19 protein-coding genes are annotated in these 21,544 nt (G+C 34.2%); 8 read left to right on the top strand and 11 right to left on the bottom strand.

Annotated elements, in window-relative coordinates; all coding sequences use genetic code 11:
• Nucleotides 1–10: 10 nt before the first annotated feature.
• Genes OUY_RS05075 through OUY_RS05065 form a run of 3 tightly spaced genes read right to left on the bottom strand, consistent with a single transcriptional unit; the run spans nt 11 to nt 5,288 of the window.
• Nucleotides 11–2,584, bottom strand: coding sequence for a TrbL/VirB6 family protein (locus tag OUY_RS05075; RefSeq protein WP_139686858.1), 2,574 nt, complete (start codon nt 2,582–2,584; stop codon nt 11–13).
• Nucleotides 2,577–4,982: a VirB4 family type IV secretion/conjugal transfer ATPase gene (locus OUY_RS05070; RefSeq protein WP_139686857.1), complete on the bottom strand. Its 2,406-nt coding sequence runs from the start codon at nt 4,980–4,982 to the stop codon at nt 2,577–2,579. The genes OUY_RS05075 and OUY_RS05070 overlap by 8 nt, the downstream gene beginning before the upstream one ends.
• 9 nt (nt 4,983–4,991) lie before the next feature.
• Nucleotides 4,992–5,288 carry a type IV secretion system protein VirB3 gene (locus OUY_RS05065; protein WP_139686856.1) on the bottom strand — a complete coding sequence of 99 codons (297 nt, stop codon included), beginning with the start codon at nt 5,286–5,288 and terminating at the stop codon, nt 4,992–4,994.
• Nucleotides 5,289–5,352: 64 nt separating this feature from the next.
• Between OUY_RS05065 and OUY_RS05060 the strand changes: the two genes are divergently transcribed.
• Complete coding sequence (locus OUY_RS05060; RefSeq protein ID WP_039833371.1) at nt 5,353–6,930, top strand: lysine--tRNA ligase; 1,578 nt, start codon at nt 5,353–5,355, stop codon at nt 6,928–6,930.
• Nucleotides 6,931–7,530: 600 nt separating this feature from the next.
• On the opposite strand, the gene OUY_RS05055 is transcribed toward OUY_RS05060, so the two are convergent.
• The 4 genes from OUY_RS05055 to OUY_RS05040 form a co-directional block, all read right to left on the bottom strand.
• Nucleotides 7,531–8,241, bottom strand: a complete 711-nt coding sequence (locus OUY_RS05055) for an ankyrin repeat domain-containing protein (protein WP_246038747.1) — start codon at nt 8,239–8,241, stop codon at nt 7,531–7,533.
• Between the two features lie 391 nt (nt 8,242–8,632).
• Nucleotides 8,633–9,211 carry an RlmE family RNA methyltransferase gene (locus OUY_RS05050; protein WP_064085440.1) on the bottom strand — a complete coding sequence of 193 codons (579 nt, stop codon included), beginning with the start codon at nt 9,209–9,211 and terminating at the stop codon, nt 8,633–8,635.
• A 75-nt stretch (nt 9,212–9,286) separates the two neighbouring features.
• Nucleotides 9,287–9,802, bottom strand: coding sequence for a PopZ family protein (locus tag OUY_RS05045; RefSeq protein WP_010402496.1), 516 nt, complete (start codon nt 9,800–9,802; stop codon nt 9,287–9,289).
• A gap of 10 nt (nt 9,803–9,812) precedes the next feature.
• A complete protein-coding gene (locus tag OUY_RS05040) occupies nt 9,813–11,051 on the bottom strand; it encodes a TolC family protein (RefSeq protein ID WP_246038744.1) in 1,239 nt (412 codons plus the stop codon).
• 104 nt (nt 11,052–11,155) lie between these two features.
• Between OUY_RS05040 and rplM the strand changes: the two genes are divergently transcribed.
• The 3 genes from rplM (at nt 11,156) to OUY_RS05025 (ending at nt 12,512) form a co-directional block, all read left to right on the top strand.
• Nucleotides 11,156–11,614, top strand: coding sequence for a 50S ribosomal protein L13 (gene rplM, locus OUY_RS05035; RefSeq protein WP_006014941.1), 459 nt, complete (start codon nt 11,156–11,158; stop codon nt 11,612–11,614).
• Entirely contained in the window at nt 11,614–12,063 is a 450-nt protein-coding gene (gene rpsI / locus OUY_RS05030) for a 30S ribosomal protein S9 (RefSeq protein ID WP_010402504.1), read from the top strand. Before rplM ends, rpsI begins: the two co-directional genes overlap by 1 nt.
• A 146-nt stretch (nt 12,064–12,209) precedes the next feature.
• The gene (locus OUY_RS05025) at nt 12,210–12,512 is read left to right on the top strand and encodes an HU family DNA-binding protein (protein WP_139686854.1); all 303 of its coding nucleotides are present in this window, start codon (nt 12,210–12,212) and stop codon (nt 12,510–12,512) included.
• Between the two features lies 1 nt (nt 12,513).
• On the opposite strand, the gene OUY_RS05020 is transcribed toward OUY_RS05025, so the two are convergent.
• Entirely contained in the window at nt 12,514–13,221 is a 708-nt protein-coding gene (locus tag OUY_RS05020; protein WP_010402508.1) for a pyridoxine 5'-phosphate synthase, read from the bottom strand.
• Between the two features lie 372 nt (nt 13,222–13,593).
• Here OUY_RS05020 and OUY_RS05015 point away from each other — a divergent pair, with 372 nt between their 5' ends.
• Nucleotides 13,594–13,929 carry an Hsp20/alpha crystallin family protein gene (locus tag OUY_RS05015; RefSeq protein ID WP_281277890.1) on the top strand — a complete coding sequence of 112 codons (336 nt, stop codon included), beginning with the start codon at nt 13,594–13,596 and terminating at the stop codon, nt 13,927–13,929.
• A gap of 4 nt (nt 13,930–13,933) precedes the next feature.
• Nucleotides 13,934–14,050, top strand: a complete 117-nt coding sequence (locus tag OUY_RS06690) for an Hsp20 family protein (RefSeq protein ID WP_236607929.1) — start codon at nt 13,934–13,936, stop codon at nt 14,048–14,050.
• A gap of 740 nt (nt 14,051–14,790) precedes the next feature.
• On the opposite strand, the gene gltX is transcribed toward OUY_RS06690, so the two are convergent.
• On the bottom strand, nt 14,791–16,143 hold the full coding sequence (gene gltX / locus OUY_RS05010; protein ID WP_010402532.1) for a glutamate--tRNA ligase: 1,353 nt from the start codon (nt 16,141–16,143) through the stop codon (nt 14,791–14,793).
• Nucleotides 16,144–16,294: 151 nt separating this feature from the next.
• Here gltX and OUY_RS05005 point away from each other — a divergent pair, with 151 nt between their 5' ends.
• Together OUY_RS05005 and OUY_RS05000 are read left to right on the top strand one after the other, a co-directional pair.
• On the top strand, nt 16,295–16,972 hold the full coding sequence (locus OUY_RS05005; RefSeq protein WP_139686853.1) for an ankyrin repeat domain-containing protein: 678 nt from the start codon (nt 16,295–16,297) through the stop codon (nt 16,970–16,972).
• 61 nt (nt 16,973–17,033) lie between these two features.
• Nucleotides 17,034–19,133, top strand: a complete 2,100-nt coding sequence (locus tag OUY_RS05000; protein WP_139686852.1) for an acetyl-CoA carboxylase biotin carboxylase subunit — start codon at nt 17,034–17,036, stop codon at nt 19,131–19,133.
• On the opposite strand, the gene OUY_RS04995 is transcribed toward OUY_RS05000, so the two are convergent.
• Nucleotides 19,116–20,105 (bottom strand): COX15/CtaA family protein, encoded by a 990-nt coding sequence (locus tag OUY_RS04995; RefSeq protein ID WP_010402538.1) that lies wholly within the window; start codon nt 20,103–20,105, stop codon nt 19,116–19,118. The genes OUY_RS05000 and OUY_RS04995 overlap by 18 nt on opposite strands.
• Before the next feature lie 223 nt (nt 20,106–20,328).
• On the bottom strand, nt 20,329–21,279 hold the full coding sequence (locus OUY_RS06590; RefSeq protein WP_246038743.1) for a glycosyltransferase family 2 protein: 951 nt from the start codon (nt 21,277–21,279) through the stop codon (nt 20,329–20,331).
• Nucleotides 21,280–21,544 lie beyond the last annotated feature (265 nt).

Here is a 21,544-nt window from a genome sequence, read left to right as displayed (position 1 = left end):
TCACCTGCGCTCACTCTCCATCTGGTTTTATAGATTCACTAGAGGAAGATCCCGATCCCTTATTATCATCTCCACCTCCTCCAATAGCCCCTCTTGCCTTATTTACAGCCGCAGCAGCAACTTGACCAGCACCTCCAGCAGCAGCTTTGGCAGCAGATAAAGCTTTATTCACCATTTGTGCAGGAGTGCTACCTGAACCAAGTGCTGCCCTGTGATTACCAGCAAGCTCAGCAGCCATGCCGGGAAGAACGTTTAAAAAGTGGTAAAAGAGGAATAATACTAAACACAATTTTAATAACTCTCCGATTAGAGAGCTGCCAAACTCCATGTATGTAAAGTCGAATAGACCAAGTATGCTGCTCTTTTTAAAGCTATAATTTTGCATCATACATGCGAGAGTAGTTTCATTTTTATCACATTCCCCATCTTTCAATTTAAACCACTGTTTTTTCTTACTATATGAGATTTCTGCTTGTTTCTTTTCATATGACTTGTCTGGTTGTTCATTTTTATATGACTCGTCCAGTTTAAAATTTAAATTTTTAAAATAGATTTTATCACATGCTATGAACATAAAGGATAAAAACGCAAAAAGGATAACCGGGTATAAGCTATAGGTAATCAACTCTTTCACCCAGCCGTCAAAATATCCTTTGGTGTGTTGGAATAAAACCATAGGAATAAACAAAGGTGATAGAATAACAATTACACTTAAAGCAACTAGAGATAAAATAAATACATAGCACATCCACAAAATAACCATCATCAGCAAAATGGCCATAAATATACAGACAAGAGCTACTAAAATTTGTCCACCAGCGAAAATAATACCAATCACCGAACCTGCAACTAACAAGACAGGAGCAGCGCCAAGCAAAACCGCTAACGTTGCAACACCTCCAGTACCAATTTTGCCACCAATTCCATCTAAAGGGGCACCTAAATAAAATAAAATTCTGCAATCAAGCCTATCCCAAGGTGCAAGATAACTGTAGGATACCTTCTGCCCTGCACGATCGTATTCATAATCTTTACCTGCCTCATAATTACATATATTTTTACTCTCAGATGAAGCTTTAAGCACTATTTCTGATAAGCCGTTCGAAAGTTTTGTTAATTCCCCGTAATAATGAGACATAGTGCTACCTGTCGTAAAGCAAATCACTAAAGCGAATTTAATGATCAACATGTACATTTCTTGCGGACTACGCACTCCACCAGACATAACTTTTATAGAGAACAATATCAAAGCTAAAATTAAGATAGCAGTAACAGTGTTCTTCAGTCTTTTTTGTGCTACAGACAAAAAACTACCCTTAGCATGTCCATTTTTGTCTGTAAGTAAGTTACCACTTGAATCAATACCTGCCACTAAATTATCTAACGACTCCTTAATACATTGCACTATCATAGAAGTTATAGGAATAGGAGATAATGACTTACTTCCCGCTTGATTGTAGCAAGCTTCAGAGACATACAAGCTAAAACAGCTTTTATTGTCATAACCTACAAAAATTTTTCCTTCTTTTTCTTTTTTCCTGATAAGAGTTTTATAATCGTCATCCCTGTTGATAAAACTCCTTTCTTCACCACCTGTACCATCTTTATTTTTGAATAATATCACAGATTGTTCACACATAGGAGCAATCGGATCAGGTGGTAATTCCGTGCATCCTATATCAATTCCTTGCGGCCAAGCAGTTCCAGCTGCCCTAACTTCAGCCAATTCCACACATAACCTACCCATTTTTCTCACTGCCCTGAACGTTGATCCATATATGTCTTTGCTCTGTCCAGATTTAAGCACTTTACATTCTAGATCGCCATCAACCCTCGGAGACCATGACCCACTTTCATATCCAGTATCTTTCTCTCTGATATCAAAGTCTATGTATCCATCTTCCCCTCTGAAATTAAAGTCATTCGTCTTGAAAAGATTGCCAAATGTTAAAGGATTGCGATGACATACTTCTATGTATTCACTATATTGCACCCCATTTTTTGGCCAGTAGTAGTGTTCCCTATCAACATTCACAACATCCCAATCAGTAAAGTTTAAAATATCTTTCTCTGTTTGTTTTCCATCTTTTCCTGATCTTTTCTGTAATGCAGAAAAATATTCATCTTCTGTTCGATAATTTTTATCTGTATCACCACTATAACCTGTATCTTTTAGTTTAAAATTTTTATATCTCCTATCATTATCGTATGCAACTGGATGCCTAACAAAACTATGCTGACAAACAATAAGTCCCCCAACTGCCTTCCAGACTCCAACAATTGCAGCTATCATTCCAACGATAACAAGAGCAGTAAATAAACCAGCAGAAGAGACAATCAAAACAATACCAGTAAATATTGCACCAATAGCAATTGCTATCCCAGCAACTGCTGCAGATGTTTCAAACGCCTTACAGTCAGGATTAGAGGCACGGCTAAAGCTACCAGTAGAATTAAATCTGCTAACAAATTCCGTTTTGTCAGTACCACTTACTGTATCTGCAAACACTGGATACGAGAGCAAAAAATCTATATTTAACAAAAATATCGCAACTAACAGTAATGACAGTTTAGTTTTAAACATTTTTCACCTTTTGATAAAACACAGGCAACCACATCTTTGGATCATCTCCGACTTCTTTCAGTATATCATATAACAATAGAACACTTTCCGCACGTCCAGATAACACGTTGACCACATCATCCAAATCTTTCAGATCTATTCTAGCTACTACAGCATTAACTCCCTGCTTTACTAAAAAGAATCTAGTACTTGGATCTGTGTGTTTGATCAGTATGTACTCACGTTCAGTTAACATAAAAACATCTCGATAGACACTAGTAGCTTTCAGATTTGGCAAAAAAATTTGTGTTGCTGTCTGCTGTACAAGCGTATCACTAATAGCACTTTTACTTGCATCTTCAACACTCTGAGTAGCAAAAACTACAAAAGCATTTAACTTTCTCAGCACTTTCAACCAGTCTTTTATCTTAGGTGCAAAAACTGGATTATCTATTAACGCCCATGCTTCATCAAGAACAATAATAGATGGAGTGCCATCAAGCGATATACTAATCCTATGAAACAAATAAATCAAGACCGGCCCAAGAGCAACAGGATCTTTTAGCAAGCTAGCCATTTCAAAGCCAAACACTCTTGCTTTTGAAAAATCTAGCAAATCTTCTTTATTGTCAAATATTGCAGCATGAGAGCCATCATCATGCCACATAGATATTGCTCCAGCTAGAGTAGCAGGGCCCGCAAGTCCTAAAAATGGTACAAGATTTCTCAAAAATCTGTCTTCTTTTTTTAATTTAAAATTTCCCTCAATTGCATCATTAATTCTAGCAATATCTTCTGAAGTGAATTTATCGTTGTACACTAAAATTAAAGATTTTATCCATTCCATCAAAAATGTTTTATTATCAGGAGTATCGTCAAGTTGCAGAGGATTAAAATTTGTCTTAGTTCTTGGTTCTATTATAGTATAGATACCACCAAGTGCTCTTAAAAAAATTTCTGCACCGCGATCTTTATCAAAAAAGAATATTCTTGGAGAAAATTTCATTGCTTGAACACATAAAAAATTCATTAAAACAGTTTTGCCAGCACCTGTTGGCCCAATTATCATAGTATGTCCAACATCCCTTATATGAAAGTTGAAGAAAAATGGAGTGCCAGATGTTGTATCAAAAACTGTAACAGCATCTCCCCAGTGGTTATTGAATTTTTTACCAGTAGGATAATTATGTTGAGATGCAAAACCGGCCAAATTAAGACTACTTATTGTACCTTTTCTTACTATATAATCAAAATTACCAGGAATTTGCGCCCAAAATGCTGGTTCTAGATTAACCCTCTCACGAACAGGATAAACACCACAATTAGAAAGCTCCGATTCAACCAATGATAAAGCATTGTCCAATGATTTAGGGCTTTTTTCTATACATAAGATAGTTAAATGGTGTTCACCAAACGCAATTTTACCACTCATTGCATCATCAAGCGCATGAGAAATTTCTGCTATTTGAGAAATAGCTTTATCTGCAGATTGTATCATACGATTTTGCTGTATCTGCATTTTCGCAATTGCCATTTGCCTATTTGTAAATTGAAAAGACTGCGTGATAATAAATTCATAAGGAAGTTGTAAAAAAGAATCAAGCATTCCTGCGGAAGTATTATTTCCATATTCTTTGATACTAACTATTCCAGCATATTTACTTTCATTATGAGTCACAACCTGTATCATCTTATGGCCAAAAAATAACCTATGAACTGGTAAGTATCTTGATATTTCAGTTTTTAGTGGAAAAAGCGTATTTGTAACAAAGCCACAATTTACAATTCTAGACAGAAACTCCATTATTTCACAAAACAGTCCGTTTGGAGTTTCTTTTACTCCAAGGACTTTAGGCGAATAATTCCTAAGGCTTGTTACTATACGATTTGTCGTTTCCTCTAAATCTTCATAGGTATCACGCATATCACTTTCCCAAGCATGTTTTGAAGTTACATGCCCAAATTTTTTCAGTAGATGTGATAAAAATTCTACTCCCTTTGTATCTGCCCTACGAATAATCGTAATGTATAAATCATTAATAAAAGATTGCCTAGTTGCGTGTTTTTCTCTCCATTTTAGATTTACATGGTTAGCAAAAAAATTTGGTAAACTCTGGTTTGCAAATTCATCAGAAAAGATATTCTTCTTACGCCTGATGGTATGAAAGTACAAACTAAATGCTGGAGATGAAATGCTTCTTAGCATCTGATTTCTGATATTATTTTGTATCACCAAGTCTTCATCATCGGCCGTTTCAAACGCAAAGCCATTTAATTTTATAAATTTAACTAACCAATTCTGCTTTGTTATCAAGGTTGTACTATTCCAATAGCAAGAATAAGGTATAAATTCGGCAGCGTGAACCTCTCTACTTAGAATAGATTTATTCTTTGATTGAATAGCTCTAAATCTCAACATTGCATAACATCAAGTAATGTCATAAGAATTGGCCCCATGATAAAACCGATTTAAACATTTGGAACATTTTCCCAACTTTACCATAAATAACTCAATAAACAACGGTTCCTTTGCAGAAGCTATATAGCCAAGTCCATGTATACCTGGTAACATCAGGAGAATTACTCTAAGATCATTTGCATTAATGAAAATTAGCATGCAAATTAGAACGTTTAATATTGCAAACATATAACTCACACCAAAGAGCATTGCAGGTCTTGTAAGACCTTTAAATAATTGATTCGTTTGTATGCTGCCAGTAGACATATCTTTAACCTTCTAATAAGAGCTCTAACACTAATACTACATCATTAATTAAAAATCTATTGAAATGAATAGCACTTTAGGTAAGATAATTAATTTAAATTCAATGATTATAAGCTGGCCATTTCAAGAAGCAGAAAAAATACTACAAGAATTCCCTAATAAAAAAGAGATAATATTTGAGACTGGTTATGGTCCCTCGGGTTTACCACATATTGGTACTTTTGGGGAAGTTTTTCGTACCACAGTTATTGCAAACGCTCTAAAAAAAATAGCTCCTAGTATAAAAACCAAAATCATTGCAGTTTCCGACGATATGGATGGTTTGCGAAAAATACCAGATAATGTACCAAATCAGGAAATGCTAAGAGAGAATCTGAACAAGCCATTAACCATGATACCTGACCCATTTGGCACTCATGAGAGTTATGGTCATCACATGAATTCGTTGTTGTGTAAATTTCTTGATTTGTTTGGATTTGAATACGAATTTAGGAGTGCAACAGAGTGTTATAAATCTGGCGTTTACGATGAAAAACTTTTACTCCTGCTGAAAAATTATGATAAAGTGATGGAAGTAATGCTTCCATCATTTCGGGAAGAAAGGCAGCAGACTTACAGTCCATTCTTGCCGATATGCCCAAAAACTTCCCAAGTTTTACAAGTTCCAGTAATTGAAACAAATACAGATAAAGGAACAATCACGTATGAAGACCCAAACGGGGAAAAAATAGAAGTTCCAGTGACAAAAGGAAAATGTAAACTGCAATGGAAACCTGATTGGGGGATGAGGTGGGCTGCATTCGGAGTTAATTACGAAGCTCATGGAAAGGATTTGACTCCATCTGCTGTGCTTTCAAGTCAAATATGTAAAATACTTGGAGAAAAGCCACCGCTTTTGTTTTGCTATGAGTTATTTCTTGATAAAGAAGGAAAGAAGATATCAAAATCAAAAGGAAATGGTATTTCAATTGAGGAGTGGCTAACTTATGCACCCACAGAGAGTTTAGCGTTATACATCTTTCAGAGTCCTAAAAAAGCTAAACGTTTATATTTTGATGTGATACCAAAATCAACTGATGAATATTTAGAGTTTGCTAAGCGTTACAATGAGAGTGAAGAAAAGGATGTAAATAGCCCTGTATGGCACATCCACCAGGGTAAAGTTCCAAACGTAGAAACTTCAGGCATAAATTTTTCGTTACTTTTAAACCTGGCAGCAGCTTGTAATGCTGAAAACAAAGAGATTCTTTGGGGTTTTATATCAACTTATGCACCAAACGTTACACCAGAAAGCAACAAAATGCTAGATAGGCTTTCGGATTTTGCAGTTAGGTATTATCACGACTTTATCAAGCCAACAAAAGCGTATAAAGCTTCAAACGAAAAAGAGAAAGAAGCGTTGCTAGATTTAAAGAATAACCTACATTCCCTGCCTATTACGGCCACTGCTGAAGAGATTCAATCTCAGGTTTTCTCCATCGGAAAAAAACATAATTACAATAACTTACGCGATTGGTTTCAGTTTTTGTATGAAACATTACTTGGACAAAAAACCGGTCCTAGAATGGGATCTTTTATCAAGCTTTATGGGATAGATAATATAATCTCTCTTATAGAAAGTGCTACTGAACGTACACTTTAGAGTTTACCTTCTTCCATTTGAGCCCTCTAGTTTTATTACTTGACAAACCTTCCCACTTTCCTTATTATACTGATAAAGGTATTTATCCTTGTTTTTGGGCTCAACGACAAAATTCAGTAAAAAACTCAGATATTTATTGGCAAATTACATAAAATTATAGTGGCTTTTTTTATTTTTTCTACATTCAGCCAAATTGCGCTTGTTAGCACATTATCAATTTACATTATTAAAACTCGCTATACGGGGATTCTTTTGTCTTTTTTTATTTAGTAAATCTCTTAACATTTACAACTAAAGTAATTTTAGAGAGCCAGCGCGTGACCAACCTGGTCAGTTTTCTGAATCCCAGTACTGGGATGACAAGAAAAGAGCTGACTTGAATGACACCAAATGGACACTGAGACAGAGGCTACTTGAATAATATTTTACCATGTCATTCCAGCACTTGATGCTGGAATCCAGAAGTTTTTTTGAGCACAAAAGTTATGCTAAGTTTTTCTTGGTAAGAAACCAGTGTCAGCTACTTGAATGAAACTATTTTGGATGAAAATCAGTGTCAGCTACTTGAAAAGGAAGAAGAGACTTCTTCCTTCTACTTAACTACACTGTTACACTTGACTTTGAAGAAATTTCTGATTGTAAATCAACTTCATTTAGCTTCTTACCAGGACTTGACGTTGCTTGTGCAATAGCCTCCTTTAACTCATCACAAGGCTTCAACACTTCATATATAATGCCACCAGCAACAAGTCCTGTGAGTACAGCAGCAGCCACAGCTATCCCAGCCATAGCACCTACTGATAATGACACACCAATAAAATATGCAGAAGTAACTATTATCGCAGCTACAACAGATGCAATAACAAATATACCAACACCCGAGATTATTGCTAGCATAATTGCTTCTTCAGTAAGTGCTTTATCTAGAGTTTTGTTATCACGATTACTTAATAAAGGATCAGCACCTGCTTTTAATAGAGCTCTTACTATCTTTTTATGATGTCCCCAAGCAGCAACGTACAAAGGAGTGGATCCACATGTATCTGGCAAATCAATATTTTTAGGCCCCTTAGCTAATATAGCCTCTACTATCTCCATTTTGCCTTTCTCAGCAGCAAGATGTAAAGGAGTGCTTTCACTTTTATCTCGCAAATTAACATCTATACCTTCTACTGCTAATAGAGCGTTTACTATATTTTCGTTACCTTTTCTAATAGCCAAATGTAAAGGAGTGCTTTCACTTTTATCTCGCAAATTAACATCAGCCCCCTTATTTAATAGAGCTTTTACTACATTTTCTTGATTATATATAAATGCTACATGTAATAATGTTAATTCTTTTTTGTTATAATAATCATTATTACTAAATTCATAATTTATATCAAATTTTTTCTTCTCCCATTCTTCATAAGTAGATTAGCCTATTTTTTTATTTGCTCTTTTATTTTTTCAACTATGTTATTACCATTCAAATCATTTTCACGATTTACTATACTTAATATCTGTTTCAACAATGCTAAATACATATCAAACTCTCCTATAAAAATAATAATATACTTTAATTATTATATACTTAAGTAATAAAATCAAGAATTTTATTAACTATCATAAACACTCAAGCAAGAAAAAGGGGCTTTTGTGCGAGCGTTATTAATCTTCAGTTTAATAGGATAAGATTCGTCAACGTTTCTGTAAGTATCTTCTATATAGAAGAGTTGCTACCAATAAAGCCTAAGCTGACCAAATACATTTCTGTAGATTCAGATCTACTTGACTTTGGTTTGAAGTATCTTACTGTTTTAAACATTTTTTTTAGCTCATTGCAGAAATCTTTATCAGACTCTCCTTGAAAAATTTTTACTACAAATTTGCCATCATGATTCAAAAAATGCTTTGCAAAATTGAGCGCTGCTTCGCATAAAAGCATAATTCTGATATGATCTAACGATTTTAAACCGCAAGATTCTGGTGCCATATCAGATAAAATTACATCAAATTTGTGATCCTTGAATTTTTCTCTTAAAATTTCAAGTTCGCTGATAATATCACACTGTATACACTCTACTCCACTAATTGCGTTTATTGGTTTTATGTCAACAGCAATCACACTCGCTCCTTTCTTAGATGCAACTTGTGACCATCCACCAGGAAAAGCGCCAAGATCAATAATTTTTTGCCCTTGTTGGAGTAGTTTAAATTTATCGTCTATTTCTATTAACTTATATGCCGAGCGCGATCTATAACCGTCCTTATTGGTTTTTTGCACATACTGATCATTCAAATGGCGATGTAGCCATCTTGTTGAAGATAACTTTCTACCTCTAGCTGTTTTTACTCTGGTCTTTATACTAATAACCTACTTATTATTGATTATATCTTTGAGCTCTTTTTCAACTACTTCTTTTACCAATGCATGTAGATACTTATTCAGCCACTCTGAAAGCTGAGGTTTTAAAAGAGATACAACTAATTCTTCAACAGTAAGATCCGCTCTTTTTTGTTGTTTATGCCGTAGTTCGCTTTGCATCTTTTCAAGCAATGTTTTAATTTCCTCCATATTTTCTTTTAAAACTAAATGCTCGTTACTTTGTTCTTGATAGCTCACTTTGTTATTACTCATTTGGATATTATCATACAAATTTTTCTCTTCTGAGTTGTAACTATTAAATTGGTTATTCATTTTCTCACTTTGACAATCATTCTCTTCTTCACTATTTTCTTTTTCTTCGATGTCTTCTGGGTACTCCTCTTCAAGGCATAGTACATCATCATCTTCATCGATTACTTCTGCTTTATCAACACTTGCATTTTTACCCGATATAGCTTTTTTTATATCTTCTAGGATATCTTTTACAGATTGATTATCGCTCATACCATTAAATTTAAAGGTTTATACTATTTATCATAAAAAGCAAGTTGTAAACACTAATTACATAATTGCTTTTTGCTCCAACCAGATCGGAGCGTGCTTTAAATAATGCATCTTCAGTGTCCAAAAGGTCAGATGTACTCTTTAAACTTAAGTTTACCTCTTGCTTAACTCCTTCCAATGCTAAAGCTGCTGCTTTTTCCGCTTCTTGACTTGCTTTAATAATAGCTTTTGCTGTCAGCACGTTATTCCAAGCATTTACAACTGCTTCTTCTATATTTTTTACCGTTTCATAATAATCGTAGGTAGATTTTTTTGCATCCATTTTAGCTTTACTGACACCAAAAGCATTCGCTCCTTTTTTAAAGATTGGAACATCAAGAGTAAAAACTATATGAACATTTTCTAATAGCTTGTCTAATTTTACACCATCTTTCCCAAAATTTTTGTTTGCTCTTAGATTTAAAGAAGGAAGCCACTTGGAGCTTTCAGCGATCACTTCCATTCCAGCAGCTCTTTTTTGATAAACTGCTGCTTTTAGAGATAAATTATTGGTTTTTGCTAATTGTAAACATTCATTTAGCTCTGGAACAGAAGGTAATTTATCATTAGCTTCAGAAAGTTCATCAGCATCTTCGCCAATCAAATGATAATAAGCAATATTTGCCAATTTTAATTTACCTTCAGCATCAACTCTTTCGGATATAGAAGACGAAAATTTTGCTTTTGCTAGCAAAACTTCAGCATTAGTAACTTCTCCAAGGGAAAAGCGTTTTTTCATAGCTGACAAATGTTCCAAAGAAACGCGTTCTCTATGTTCTCTGAGCTTTAATATTTCTGTCTTTTGTAAAACACTAACATATGCTTTCACAGCATTAAGTGCAAGCTCTTGTTTTGACTGCTGAAATTGCATTTTTGCTGCTTTGAGAAGATTACTTGATCGATTGAATGTAGCAAAGGTGCCACCACTATCTATTATTCTTTGACTTAATATTAGATCCTTTCCAGAGTTTTCCAGGCTAAAACTACTATCGAAATTATATTGTAAATTAATGTCAGGTAAAAATCCAGCTAACCCAGAAGATTTATAATATTTTTCTGCGCTTTTATATTGGTAAAATTGAGACTTTATTTTTGAGCTATTTTTGATAGCTTTGCTTATAGCCTCTTCCAAATCGATTGCATAGCAATCTATAGCACTAAAAGCGATTACAAATATAATAATCAATCGAAACATTTTGCTTTCTAGCATATTATTAAAGTTATTAGCATAAATTACTTTAATAATCAATAACTAATGTTGTTGACACTATCAAGCAACTTAGTATATCATAATCTACTGTTATGTATTGATATATGAAAACTTTTTTCTTAAAAGAGAAACAAGTCGATAAAAAATGGCTTGTTATAGATGCAGAAGGATTAGTAGTAGGAAGGCTTGCAGCGTTTGTAGCAGCGCTATTGCGTGGAAAGCATAAGCCTGAATACACACCTCATATGGATTGTGGAGATAATGTAATTATTGTTAATGCAGAGAAGGTACATTTTACCGGAAAGAAACTTAAAGATAAAATCTACTATAGGCATACAGGTTATTCTGGTGGTTTAAAGAAAACTACTCCAGATAATATTTTAAATGGCAAATTCCCTGAGCGTGTGATAAAAATGGCAGTAAAAAGAATGCTTGATGATGGTCCTATGGCACGTAGACGGTTTGAAAATTTGTATGTTTATTCTGGTTCAGAACATAAGCATCAAGGACAGCAACCTGAAAAAATAGATTTTGCCTCTTTAAATCGTAAAAATAAGAAATAATGGAGCAAAAAGTGAAAATAAATAATAATGATCAGCCAAAAAAGGCAATGATTGACTCACTTGGTCGTTCATATGCCACAGGTCGAAGGAAAGAATCTGTAGCAAGAGTATGGATAAAGCCAGGAAGTGGAAAATTTAGTGTTAATAAAAAAGATGATTTAATTTCTTATTTTAAAAGAGAATCAGTGTGTCAAATGATTAAAGCGCCATTCATAGTAACTTCTATGTTAGATAGGTATGATGTTTTTGCAACTGTAAAAGGTGGAGGACTATCTGGCCAAGCAGGTGCCTTAGCTCATGGAATAAGCAGAGCTTTAAGTAGTATAAGTCAAGATCTACACTCTATATTACGTAAGGGTGGATTCCTAACTAGAGATTCACGTGTTGTTGAGCGTAAGAAATATGGTCAACATAAAGCTCGGAAAAAATGTCAGTTTTCTAAGAGATAATTGTTTCATAATGGTATTTTTTTGTAAATATTATACAAGTTCTTACAAGGGTTTATGACATTTTCTCTTTGTTATGACGAATTTAGTTGACTATTGGCATTAGCATAATATGCTGTTTATGTAATTTTTCAATATTAAGGTAATTTATGAGTAAAGAAGATATAGTAAACCAACTGAGTCAAGAGTGCTCTAGTCAAGGTATAGATATAACAAAAGCTAGTTTGGGTAAGCTTCATGATATTTTTATGGAAATAATCAAGAACGATCTAAATCGTAAAGGTGAAATACGTTTGCATGGAATAGGGACATTCTCTACTGCTATAAGTAAGGAAAGACAATGCCGTAATCCTAAAAATGGTGAGATTATGACCGTTCCTAAAAAGAAAAGAGTAAGGTTTAAAGCAAGTCAAGCTCTTTCAAGTACTTTAAATACCAAAGAAAAAGTATAAGCTACTTAGATATTGTCATTTTCATCTTTTTAGTTACACTATGTAAGCCATGAAATATAGCCTCGCTGATTAAAGAATGGCCTATATTAAGAGCTGAGATGTGAGGTATCTCTTTTATTCTTTTAGCATGTTTATAGTTTATGCCATGCCCTGCATGGCATTCTATTCCTAGCTTATTAATGTATTCTGCAGAGTTAGTAATAAGTTTTAATTTTTCTTCTGATGGATTATCACAGTAATCCCCTGTGTGAATTTCTATTATGTCAGGCTTTCTTTCTAGCTTCTCAAGATATTTTAGTTGATTAATATTTGGATCGATAAACAGTGAGACTTTTATGTCAAAGCTATGCATTTCCTCTATTATACCAGAAAGTTTACTGTGCATATTCACGATATTCAGGCCACCTTCGGTTGTTAATTCTTCTCTTTTTTCTGGTACTATACAAATCGAATAGGGTTTTACTTCTTTTGCTATTTTGAGCATTTCTTCCGTAGCTGCGATTTCAAGATTTAACTCAGTGCTAATGTTTTGTTTTAGATTGAATACATCCTCATCTCTGATATGCCTTCTGTCTTCTCGTAAGTGTACGGTGATAAAATCTGCTCCAGCATCAATAGCTATTTTTGCTGCTTTTAATGGATCTGGATAAGAAGCTCCACGTGCGTTGCGAAGGGTTGCAACGTGATCAATATTAACGCCCAATTTCACAATTTACCTCAAAAATTATTTATAAATTATACATATTATTAGATCTTATGCATGTCATTGTTTAATGCCATAGCTGAAAGACGGAGCTAGCAGTTATACCAATTCTCATTGTTGGCAAGTCAAATAAGAAACATTCAAAATTGTTTGATTGTGGAAGTGGAAAGAGAAGTAATAAATTTGCATACACTTGCCCTTTTTTACAGTTAATCTAGTTTATAGAACTACTCGTGGTAATCCAAACAAGATTTTTTCTCATAATCAAGTTATAGTAAACGGGGAAAATTTTTCGCATCTAAAAAATTTTAGATTTAGGATTGAAATTAATAAGTGGAGTGATTATGTAATGCATGTATTAGTAAAAGGAGGTACAACATGAGTAATATAGTTCATTTAAATAAAAACAATAATCGTGATAATTTTAGTGTAAGAGGGTTACAAAGAGCCGTTGATGACATATTTGATAGCTTTTTTACAGGATGGAACCCAGAGCTTTCCAAAAGAGGCAGTAGTCTACTACCAGTTTGTGATTTTTATGAAACAAAGGAAAGCTATTGCCTATCATTAGAGTTACCAGGTATTCCTAAAGAAAGCATAGACATTAGTATATCTGGCGATAACTTAATAGTGAAGGGTGAAAAAACATGTGATAATGAATCAAAAGATAAGCAGTTTTACCATAAAGTAAAGGTACTATGGTTCTTTCTATAGATCTATTCAACTTCCAACAAATGTAGAGCAAGATAAGGTATCCGCCAACTTTTTAGATGGGGTATTGCATGTAACCATACCTAAATCAGAGAAACACATCAAGAAAATTGATGTAAAGTAATCAGTAAGTAGGTGTTATGAAAATAGCTGACGTTGGCTTCTTTATGACGATGTCATCCGAGTAGCTGACACATAGCTGTACGAATATTCATTTTTGAAGACAGCAAATGGTGTCATGCCAGTGCTTGACACTGGCATCCAGCAAAATTTATCGAAAACAAGACAACATTTTCAATCAAAAAACTGGATCCCAGTGTCTGGGCACTGGGATGACACTCATTTAGTTGTCTTTTCTCGTCTACCTTATTTTACCACTTTGCTGAACAGATATGTAAAATATTAACTTAGCAATACAAAAAATTATCTATAGATTAGACACACCATTAGATCTTATGCATAGTCATTTTTTAATTCCATAGCTGAGACGGAGCCTGCTCCCCTTATCATGAAACTGAAGTCTATATGGTACCACAGTATAATGATATAATAAAATATGAAAAAAATACCAATAAAAAAAGGCAAAAAAAGCCCGTATTAACTTTAACAATTTAAAATGATTTAATGTGAAAACCATAGGCGCCAATTGTTTTTTTAACTTAAAAATAAAAGTCAAGTATCAAGAATTCTAGACATAAACCCTCCTATATGAATAAAGAGCTAGCAAAAATAAACTTATATATTTTTTGCTGAAATTTGATTATTTGGTGAAAAAACCTGCAGGTGAAGATAGATTTTGGATCCTAAAAAATCTTCATTCTCCACTATAATGAAGCTACTAGAGTCTGTCAAGCAATTTTTTATTTAAATTGCTTGCAATCTTTTTATACACTCATCTTTACCAAGAATTACCATGATATCGATGATTCCAGGCGCATCCATTATTCCAGTTATTGGGGCGCGTAATGAGTGGTATATATCGCTCATTTTTATATTATGTAATTTTGAAAATTCCTTAATCTGAGAAGATAAAAAATTCTTATTCCAATCTTCACTACCTACACTCGAAAGAAATGATGCAAGTAACTTAATTACATTGAGGTTAGATTTGACAATTTGCTGAGCTTCTTCACTAAAATCAACTTGAATATAAAATTTTGCTAAGTCCAATAATTCGGTCAGATAGTTTGCTCTTTTTTTCAGCTCTGTCAGTCCCTGCAGTAAATAGCCCTTTTTTTTGTCAGTTAGAGTATTTTCTCTAAGCATTAGAGTCAGAATATCTTCATTGCTCATATTACTAATATAATGATTATTTAAATGCTCCAGTTTTTTGAAATCGAGCCGTGCAGGTGAACGACCGATGCTTTCTAAATTAAACCACTCTATTGCTTGCTCATCGCTAATAATCTCATCGTTGCCATGACTCCAGCCAAGTCTTAGCAAGTAATTACGCATTGCCTGTGGCAATATTCCCATCTTTTCATAATCGCAAACACTTGTAGCCCCATGTCTTTTAGATAACTTATTCCCGTCTTCTCCATGAATTAGCGGTACATGTGCAAAGCGTGGGACATCAAAATCAAGAGCCTGATATATTAGTAATTGCTTGAAGGTATTAGTGAGATGATCAGAGCCACGTATAATATCGGTTATTCCGGCATCATGGTCATCAACCACTACAGCAAAAATATATGTTGGAGTATTGTCAGAGCGCAAGATTACTATGTCATCAAGCTGATCGCTACTTATTGTAACTTGGCCGTATATTTTATCGTCAACAACAATATCTTCTGAGTCTGGCACTTTGAAACGGACAACAGGGTTTGCGCTTGATGTCGAATGAGTACACTTATGCTTATATATTTTTCCTTCTTCTCTTGCTCTTGCCTTCTTTTCTGCAACTTCATCTTCAGGGCAGTAACAGTGATACGCCCTACCCTTTTCAACTAAAAGATTTGCAACTTCAATATGTCTAGCTATTCTTCTCGATTGGTATATTATTTCTCCATCATAGTTTATTCCAAGCCATTTTAGCCCATCCATTATTGCATCAATTGCTTCTTGTGTTGAACGTTTTCTGTCAGTGTCTTCAATCCTTAGCAAAAACTCCCCACCATGACGCTGCGCATAGAGCCAATTAAATAACGCAGTACGAGCTCCTCCAATATGTAAAAATCCTGTTGGTGATGGAGCGAATCTAGTGACTATACCTGGCATATTTGTCTATTGTGATAACGCAACCGATGATAACTAAAATTTGTACTTGCAACAACGTGGAACTATAGTAAATTTGAAAGATCAATTTACATTTATTTTTAACAAACTGTATTGTATAATTTAATATTAGTGAATGCAGTGAGGTGTATATGTGGATAATTTATTTGAAATTGCAAGAGGAGTTGTAACAAAAGAGGATGAAAATAAATTTATTGAAGCTTGCAAGAAAAGAGTTGCTTGTGTAGCTAAGCATAGAATTGATGAAAATGGAAACCCATTTCATATAGCAGCAAGTAAAGGGTTTCTATTATCTGCGTTACAGGGGATCATAAAGTATTTAGAAAAAGATACTGAGAGCAAAGTCAAGAAAGCAAAAGAAGCTAAAGATTGGGAAAAAGTAAAAAGATTAGAAAAGGAATTTAAGAATAACAAGAAATATATTAAGGAAGCACTCCTCGATAAAAGCTATATTAAGGATGACGGGAAGAAGGCAGTATCACCCCTTTATTTCTTGGACCCTGCAGAGCGGAAAGAAGTTAAGCAAATTGCAGATATAAAATGTGGCTTTATATGTAATAAGAAGTTTCATCTATGCTTATATATAGCAGGGGCTATAGTGTGTGCTATCGCTATGTGTGTATCTTTGTATCTTCTATTTTCGGTTTCTCAGTCTCTTGCGTTGGCTTCAATAGCGACAATAGCTTCTGGAGGGTCTTCATATCTGTTATTTAAGGCATGTAACGAGGTATATGGCCTCTATAACGAAAGTACTATAGTGACAGATCCTAATGTTATGCAACTTTTAGAGGGTGGTTTAGCCCCAACATGAAGTACTTGCAAGGAATAATATAGAAATTTACTTTCTTAACTTAAGAAAGTATACTGATAAGATGATAAGAAAGAAGTATAGTAAAATTTTAATAGCAAATAGAGGAGAGATTGCTTGCAGGATAATCAAAACTGCGCACAAGATGGGTATATCTTGTGTATGCGTATATTCAGATGCAGATGTAAATTCTGTGCATGTAAGGCAAGCAGATGAGTCGAAGTACATTGGTCCTTCACCTTCTTGCCTGAGTTATTTAAATATTGAAAAAATATGCGAGGTGGCAGTTGAAACAGGTGCTGAAGCGGTTCATCCTGGCTATGGGTTTTTAGCAGAAAATCCAGATTTTCCCCGTGCTCTGGAAAAACATAACATAGATTTCATTGGTCCAAGTGCAGAAACAATAGAAGTTACAGCCAATAAAATAACAGCAAAAGAAGAGGCAAGAAAAGCTGGAGTAAATGTAGTGCCAGGATATATGGGTAAGATCGAAGATGCTGCCCACGCAGCCATCGTTGCTGAAGAGATTGGTTTTCCCGTTATGCTCAAAGCTGCATCAGGTGGTGGTGGCAAAGGAATGCGAATTGTATATTCCAAAAAAGAAATTGAGCTAGCATTTACATCAGCAACAAATGAAGCAGAGAAAAGTTTTAAAGATGGCAGTATTTTTATAGAGAAATATATAGAGCTGCCAAGACACATTGAAATACAAATCATAGCAGATAAATATGGCAATATAGTGTGTCTTGGAGAGAGGGAATGCTCGATACAAAGGAATAACCAGAAAATAATGGAAGAAACTCCAAGTCCATTTATTAGTGAAGAAGTAAGACAAAAAATGTATGCCCAATGTGTTTCTTTGGCAAAGCAAGTTGGTTATTTTTCAGCAGGTACTGTCGAGTTTGTTGTAGATAAAGACCAAAACTTCTATTTTCTTGAGGTAAATACGAGATTACAAGTTGAGCATCCAGTAACAGAATTTATAACTGGAATAGACATAGTAGAAGAAATGATTAGAACTTCCTGTGGAGAAAAATTGAGATTCAATCAGGATGATATTAAACTTACTGGTTCTGCAATAGAAAGTAGAATTTGTGCTGAAGACCCATCAAAGAAATTTTTTCCTTCCAGCGGAAGAATCAAATATTACGACAAACCAGATGAAAATGGTCATGTAAGAATAGATGATGGAGTAGCTAGCGGTTCAGAAATCAGCATGTTCTACGACTCAATGATTGCAAAAATTATAACCTATGGAAAAGATAGAATAGAAGCAATCAGCAGAATGCAAAAAGCATTGTCTGAATGTTATATAGAAGGAGTAACAAATAATATAGAATTTCTAGAATCCATTTTCCATCATCCAAACTTTATTGCAGCAAAACTCCACACAAGATTCATTCCAGACCATTATCCCAGTGGGTTTCAAGGCGATTTTATCACAGAGGAATATATTAAAATATTTATTTTTGCTGCACTGTATGTTCATTTAGAAAATGAAGAAAGGTACTATCACGAAGCAGTAAATGAAACAACTCAGGTGTCATTTCAGTGCGTGACACTGGAATCTAGTAAAAAAGAAGGGGCACCAGTGTCAGCTACTCGGATGATACCTTATGGCATTGAAACAACAGATGACCATGCAAGAGATTTAGTCATAGTGAAAATAAATGACAATGAGTACTCCATAAATGCAAAATACCAAGATAATATATTAACAACAGTATATAACCACAATAAATACTCCGTGGTAGGTAGGTGGAAATCAAGTTATAGATTGCTACATATCATAATTAATGGCGATACCAACATAGCACTTAAAATAGAAAGGCAAGGCAGCAAATACTTTATAAGACACGCAGGTATGAAAGCTAAATGTTGTGTATTGAAACCTCATGTAGCTAAACTAAGCAAATTAATGCTAAACAACAAAACAGAAGGGATTTCAGTAGACACTGTGAAATCTCCAATATCTGGTTTATTAGTTAAATTACACGTAAATGCTGGAGATCAGGTAGAAATAGGACAACCTCTCTTTGTTGTGGAGGCAATGAAAATGGAAAATATCATATGTGCTGAATCAGAAATGGTGATAAAAAATATCCATGTTACAGAGGGGAAAAATGTACAGGCTGGTGATTTGGTATTAGATCTGCTTTCTTAAATAACACAAGAAATATAAACCTGACCCAAATAAGATAAATGAAAACATTTGATGGGCTATGGCAATGGCCATTGGTATATGCAGCAACAAAGTGACTACTCCTAAAATTACCTGAATAATGACGGAGAGTAGCATAATATATGCTGGTTTTACACTAGCATTTTTTATTGTGAGTATTGCTGTCAGAACTAATATCAGCAATGCCAATGCCCGGTGTATGAATTGCACTGTTACTCTATTTTCAAAGATATTGAGCCATGTAGGCTGTAAGAAAAATAAATCTTCTGGAACAATTTGTCCATCCATCAGTGGAAAGGTATTGTAAATTAAACCAGCATTTAGCCCTGCAACAAATGCACCGAAGATTATTTGTACTGTCACTAGGATTAAAATTATCCATATGTAACATGTACTAACCTTAAGTTTAGTTTGCCTTGGTTTGATTTGGTAATCAAAAAATTGATACGACAATAATGCAAAGATAACCAACGCAAGCAGTAAGTGAAGTGCAAGCTTATAGTGACTAACATGAGGATTGACTACCAAACCGCTTTTTACCATATACCAACCAGCAAAAGCTTGTAAAATTCCAAATAATAGTGCTGTAGATAACCTTATTACTGCATTTTTAGGTATTCTTTTTTTTAGTGTAAAGTATATAAATGGTAAGATAAAAACTAAACCTGTCAGCCTTGCAATTAACCTGTGCACATATTCTATTAAGTATATGGTGCGAAACTCTTCCATACTCATACCATAATTAAATGCTTTATATTCAGGTGTAGCTTCATATTTTGATTTTTCTTTTAGCCAGTCTTGTTCACTCAGCGGTGGCAATGTTCCGGTAATTGGTTTCCATTCCGTGATTGACAATCCTGCTTTTGAAAGTCTGGTAAACCCACCAATTCCCACCATGCAAATCACCATGAGAGAGCAGAGAAAAAGCCAAATAGCTACAGGTTTTGCTTCCATAATCCATGCTGAGTTTTATTCCATTGCTGAGGGTGAATAACAAATTCCCACAAAGCGAGAAAAGCTGCAACGCTATGTAGTAGACTATAGACGGGAAAAAATATTGATACTATATAAAAATAAAAAGGCATTTTTTGTTGTCTGATAGCTATTATCAAAAAAATCAAGTTAATACCGTATACTATTATAAAATAATATAAGAATAATTCATTCAAAATTTGAGTCAGCACCAATGAAAGTAACAAAAAAGGAGTCGTGAAAAAAATATAAAAGCTGAGGAACCAACAAAAAGGTTTAATAGCAAAACTCCCTTAAGCCCAGTGTGCTTAAAAAGTAATTTTATATTTTTTAAATGAACGATATAAGTTTGCATATAACCTTTAATCCAGCGTGCTCTTTGTTTGATCCACGCAAACACAGTAGTTGGTGATTCTTCCAATGTTTCTGAATCAATAATCCTGGTTTTATATCCCATTTGCGCAAGTCTCAAACCAAGGTCAGCGTCTTCAGTGACATTGTAAGCATCCCAAAAAAGCACTTTCTTTAAAATTTCCACTGAAAAATGGTTACTGCTACCGCCCAAAGGTATTGGCATGTTCATTTTTTGAAATCCAGGCAAAAAATATTGAAACCAGTTCATATACTCGAGAGAAAAGAATTTTGTAAGAAAATTGCAACCAAAGTTATAGTAATTTAATTTCGCCTGTACACAAGCCAACTTTTCGTCGCCCTTATTAAATTCAATTAGTGCTTTTTTTAACTGCAACGGATCTGGCTTGTCATCTGCATCATATATTACCACATACTTTCCTCTAGCAAAGCTCGTAGCATAATTGCATGACTTAGCTTTTGTTCTAGGCAGAGAATGAGGCACTTTTATTACTTCAAAATACTGTGGTAAAGTGCATTTTTCTATAGCTGCCAACATTTCTTGATCATCGCTCTCTATCACAAGCTTTACATCTAATTTTGATTTTGGATAATCCAAACTTTCAATGCTCTTAATCAATTGCTTTATAACCGCATTCTCTTTAAAAGCAGGCAATAAAATAGTATATATAGGTTCATTCATCTTATCATAATCTGCTTTTTGGTTAGAAATTTTACGCAAGCCAAAAATTTTAGTTACAAATTTGAATAAAGAACTAGAACATCCGATTATAAATATCAACACCAAAGCAAAATATGCATATTTTTTGTCAGTGTTAAAGTCGAAATCATAACAAAGAAAGAGGAAAAAAAGATTGAACTGAGCCTAATGCTTTTAGCTGAAAAATTAGGATTCTTACAATATAAGTAGTTACTTGCGAATTCTGAAATACCAAAGTGTGAGTTAAGAAGATTTAAAATCTGTTTGCTATCTACTTTTATCAATACATATTCAATACCGTAATGAGATTCGACCCAAAGGTTGATATCTTGGCTTATGTCTTCAACCA

This window comes from Wolbachia endosymbiont of Leptopilina clavipes, assembly GCF_006334525.1.
In the GTDB taxonomy this organism is placed as follows: Bacteria; Pseudomonadota; Alphaproteobacteria; order Rickettsiales; family Anaplasmataceae; genus Wolbachia.
The sequence above is the reverse complement of the archived record's forward strand: the minus strand, read 5'-3'. Positions and strand labels throughout refer to the sequence as shown.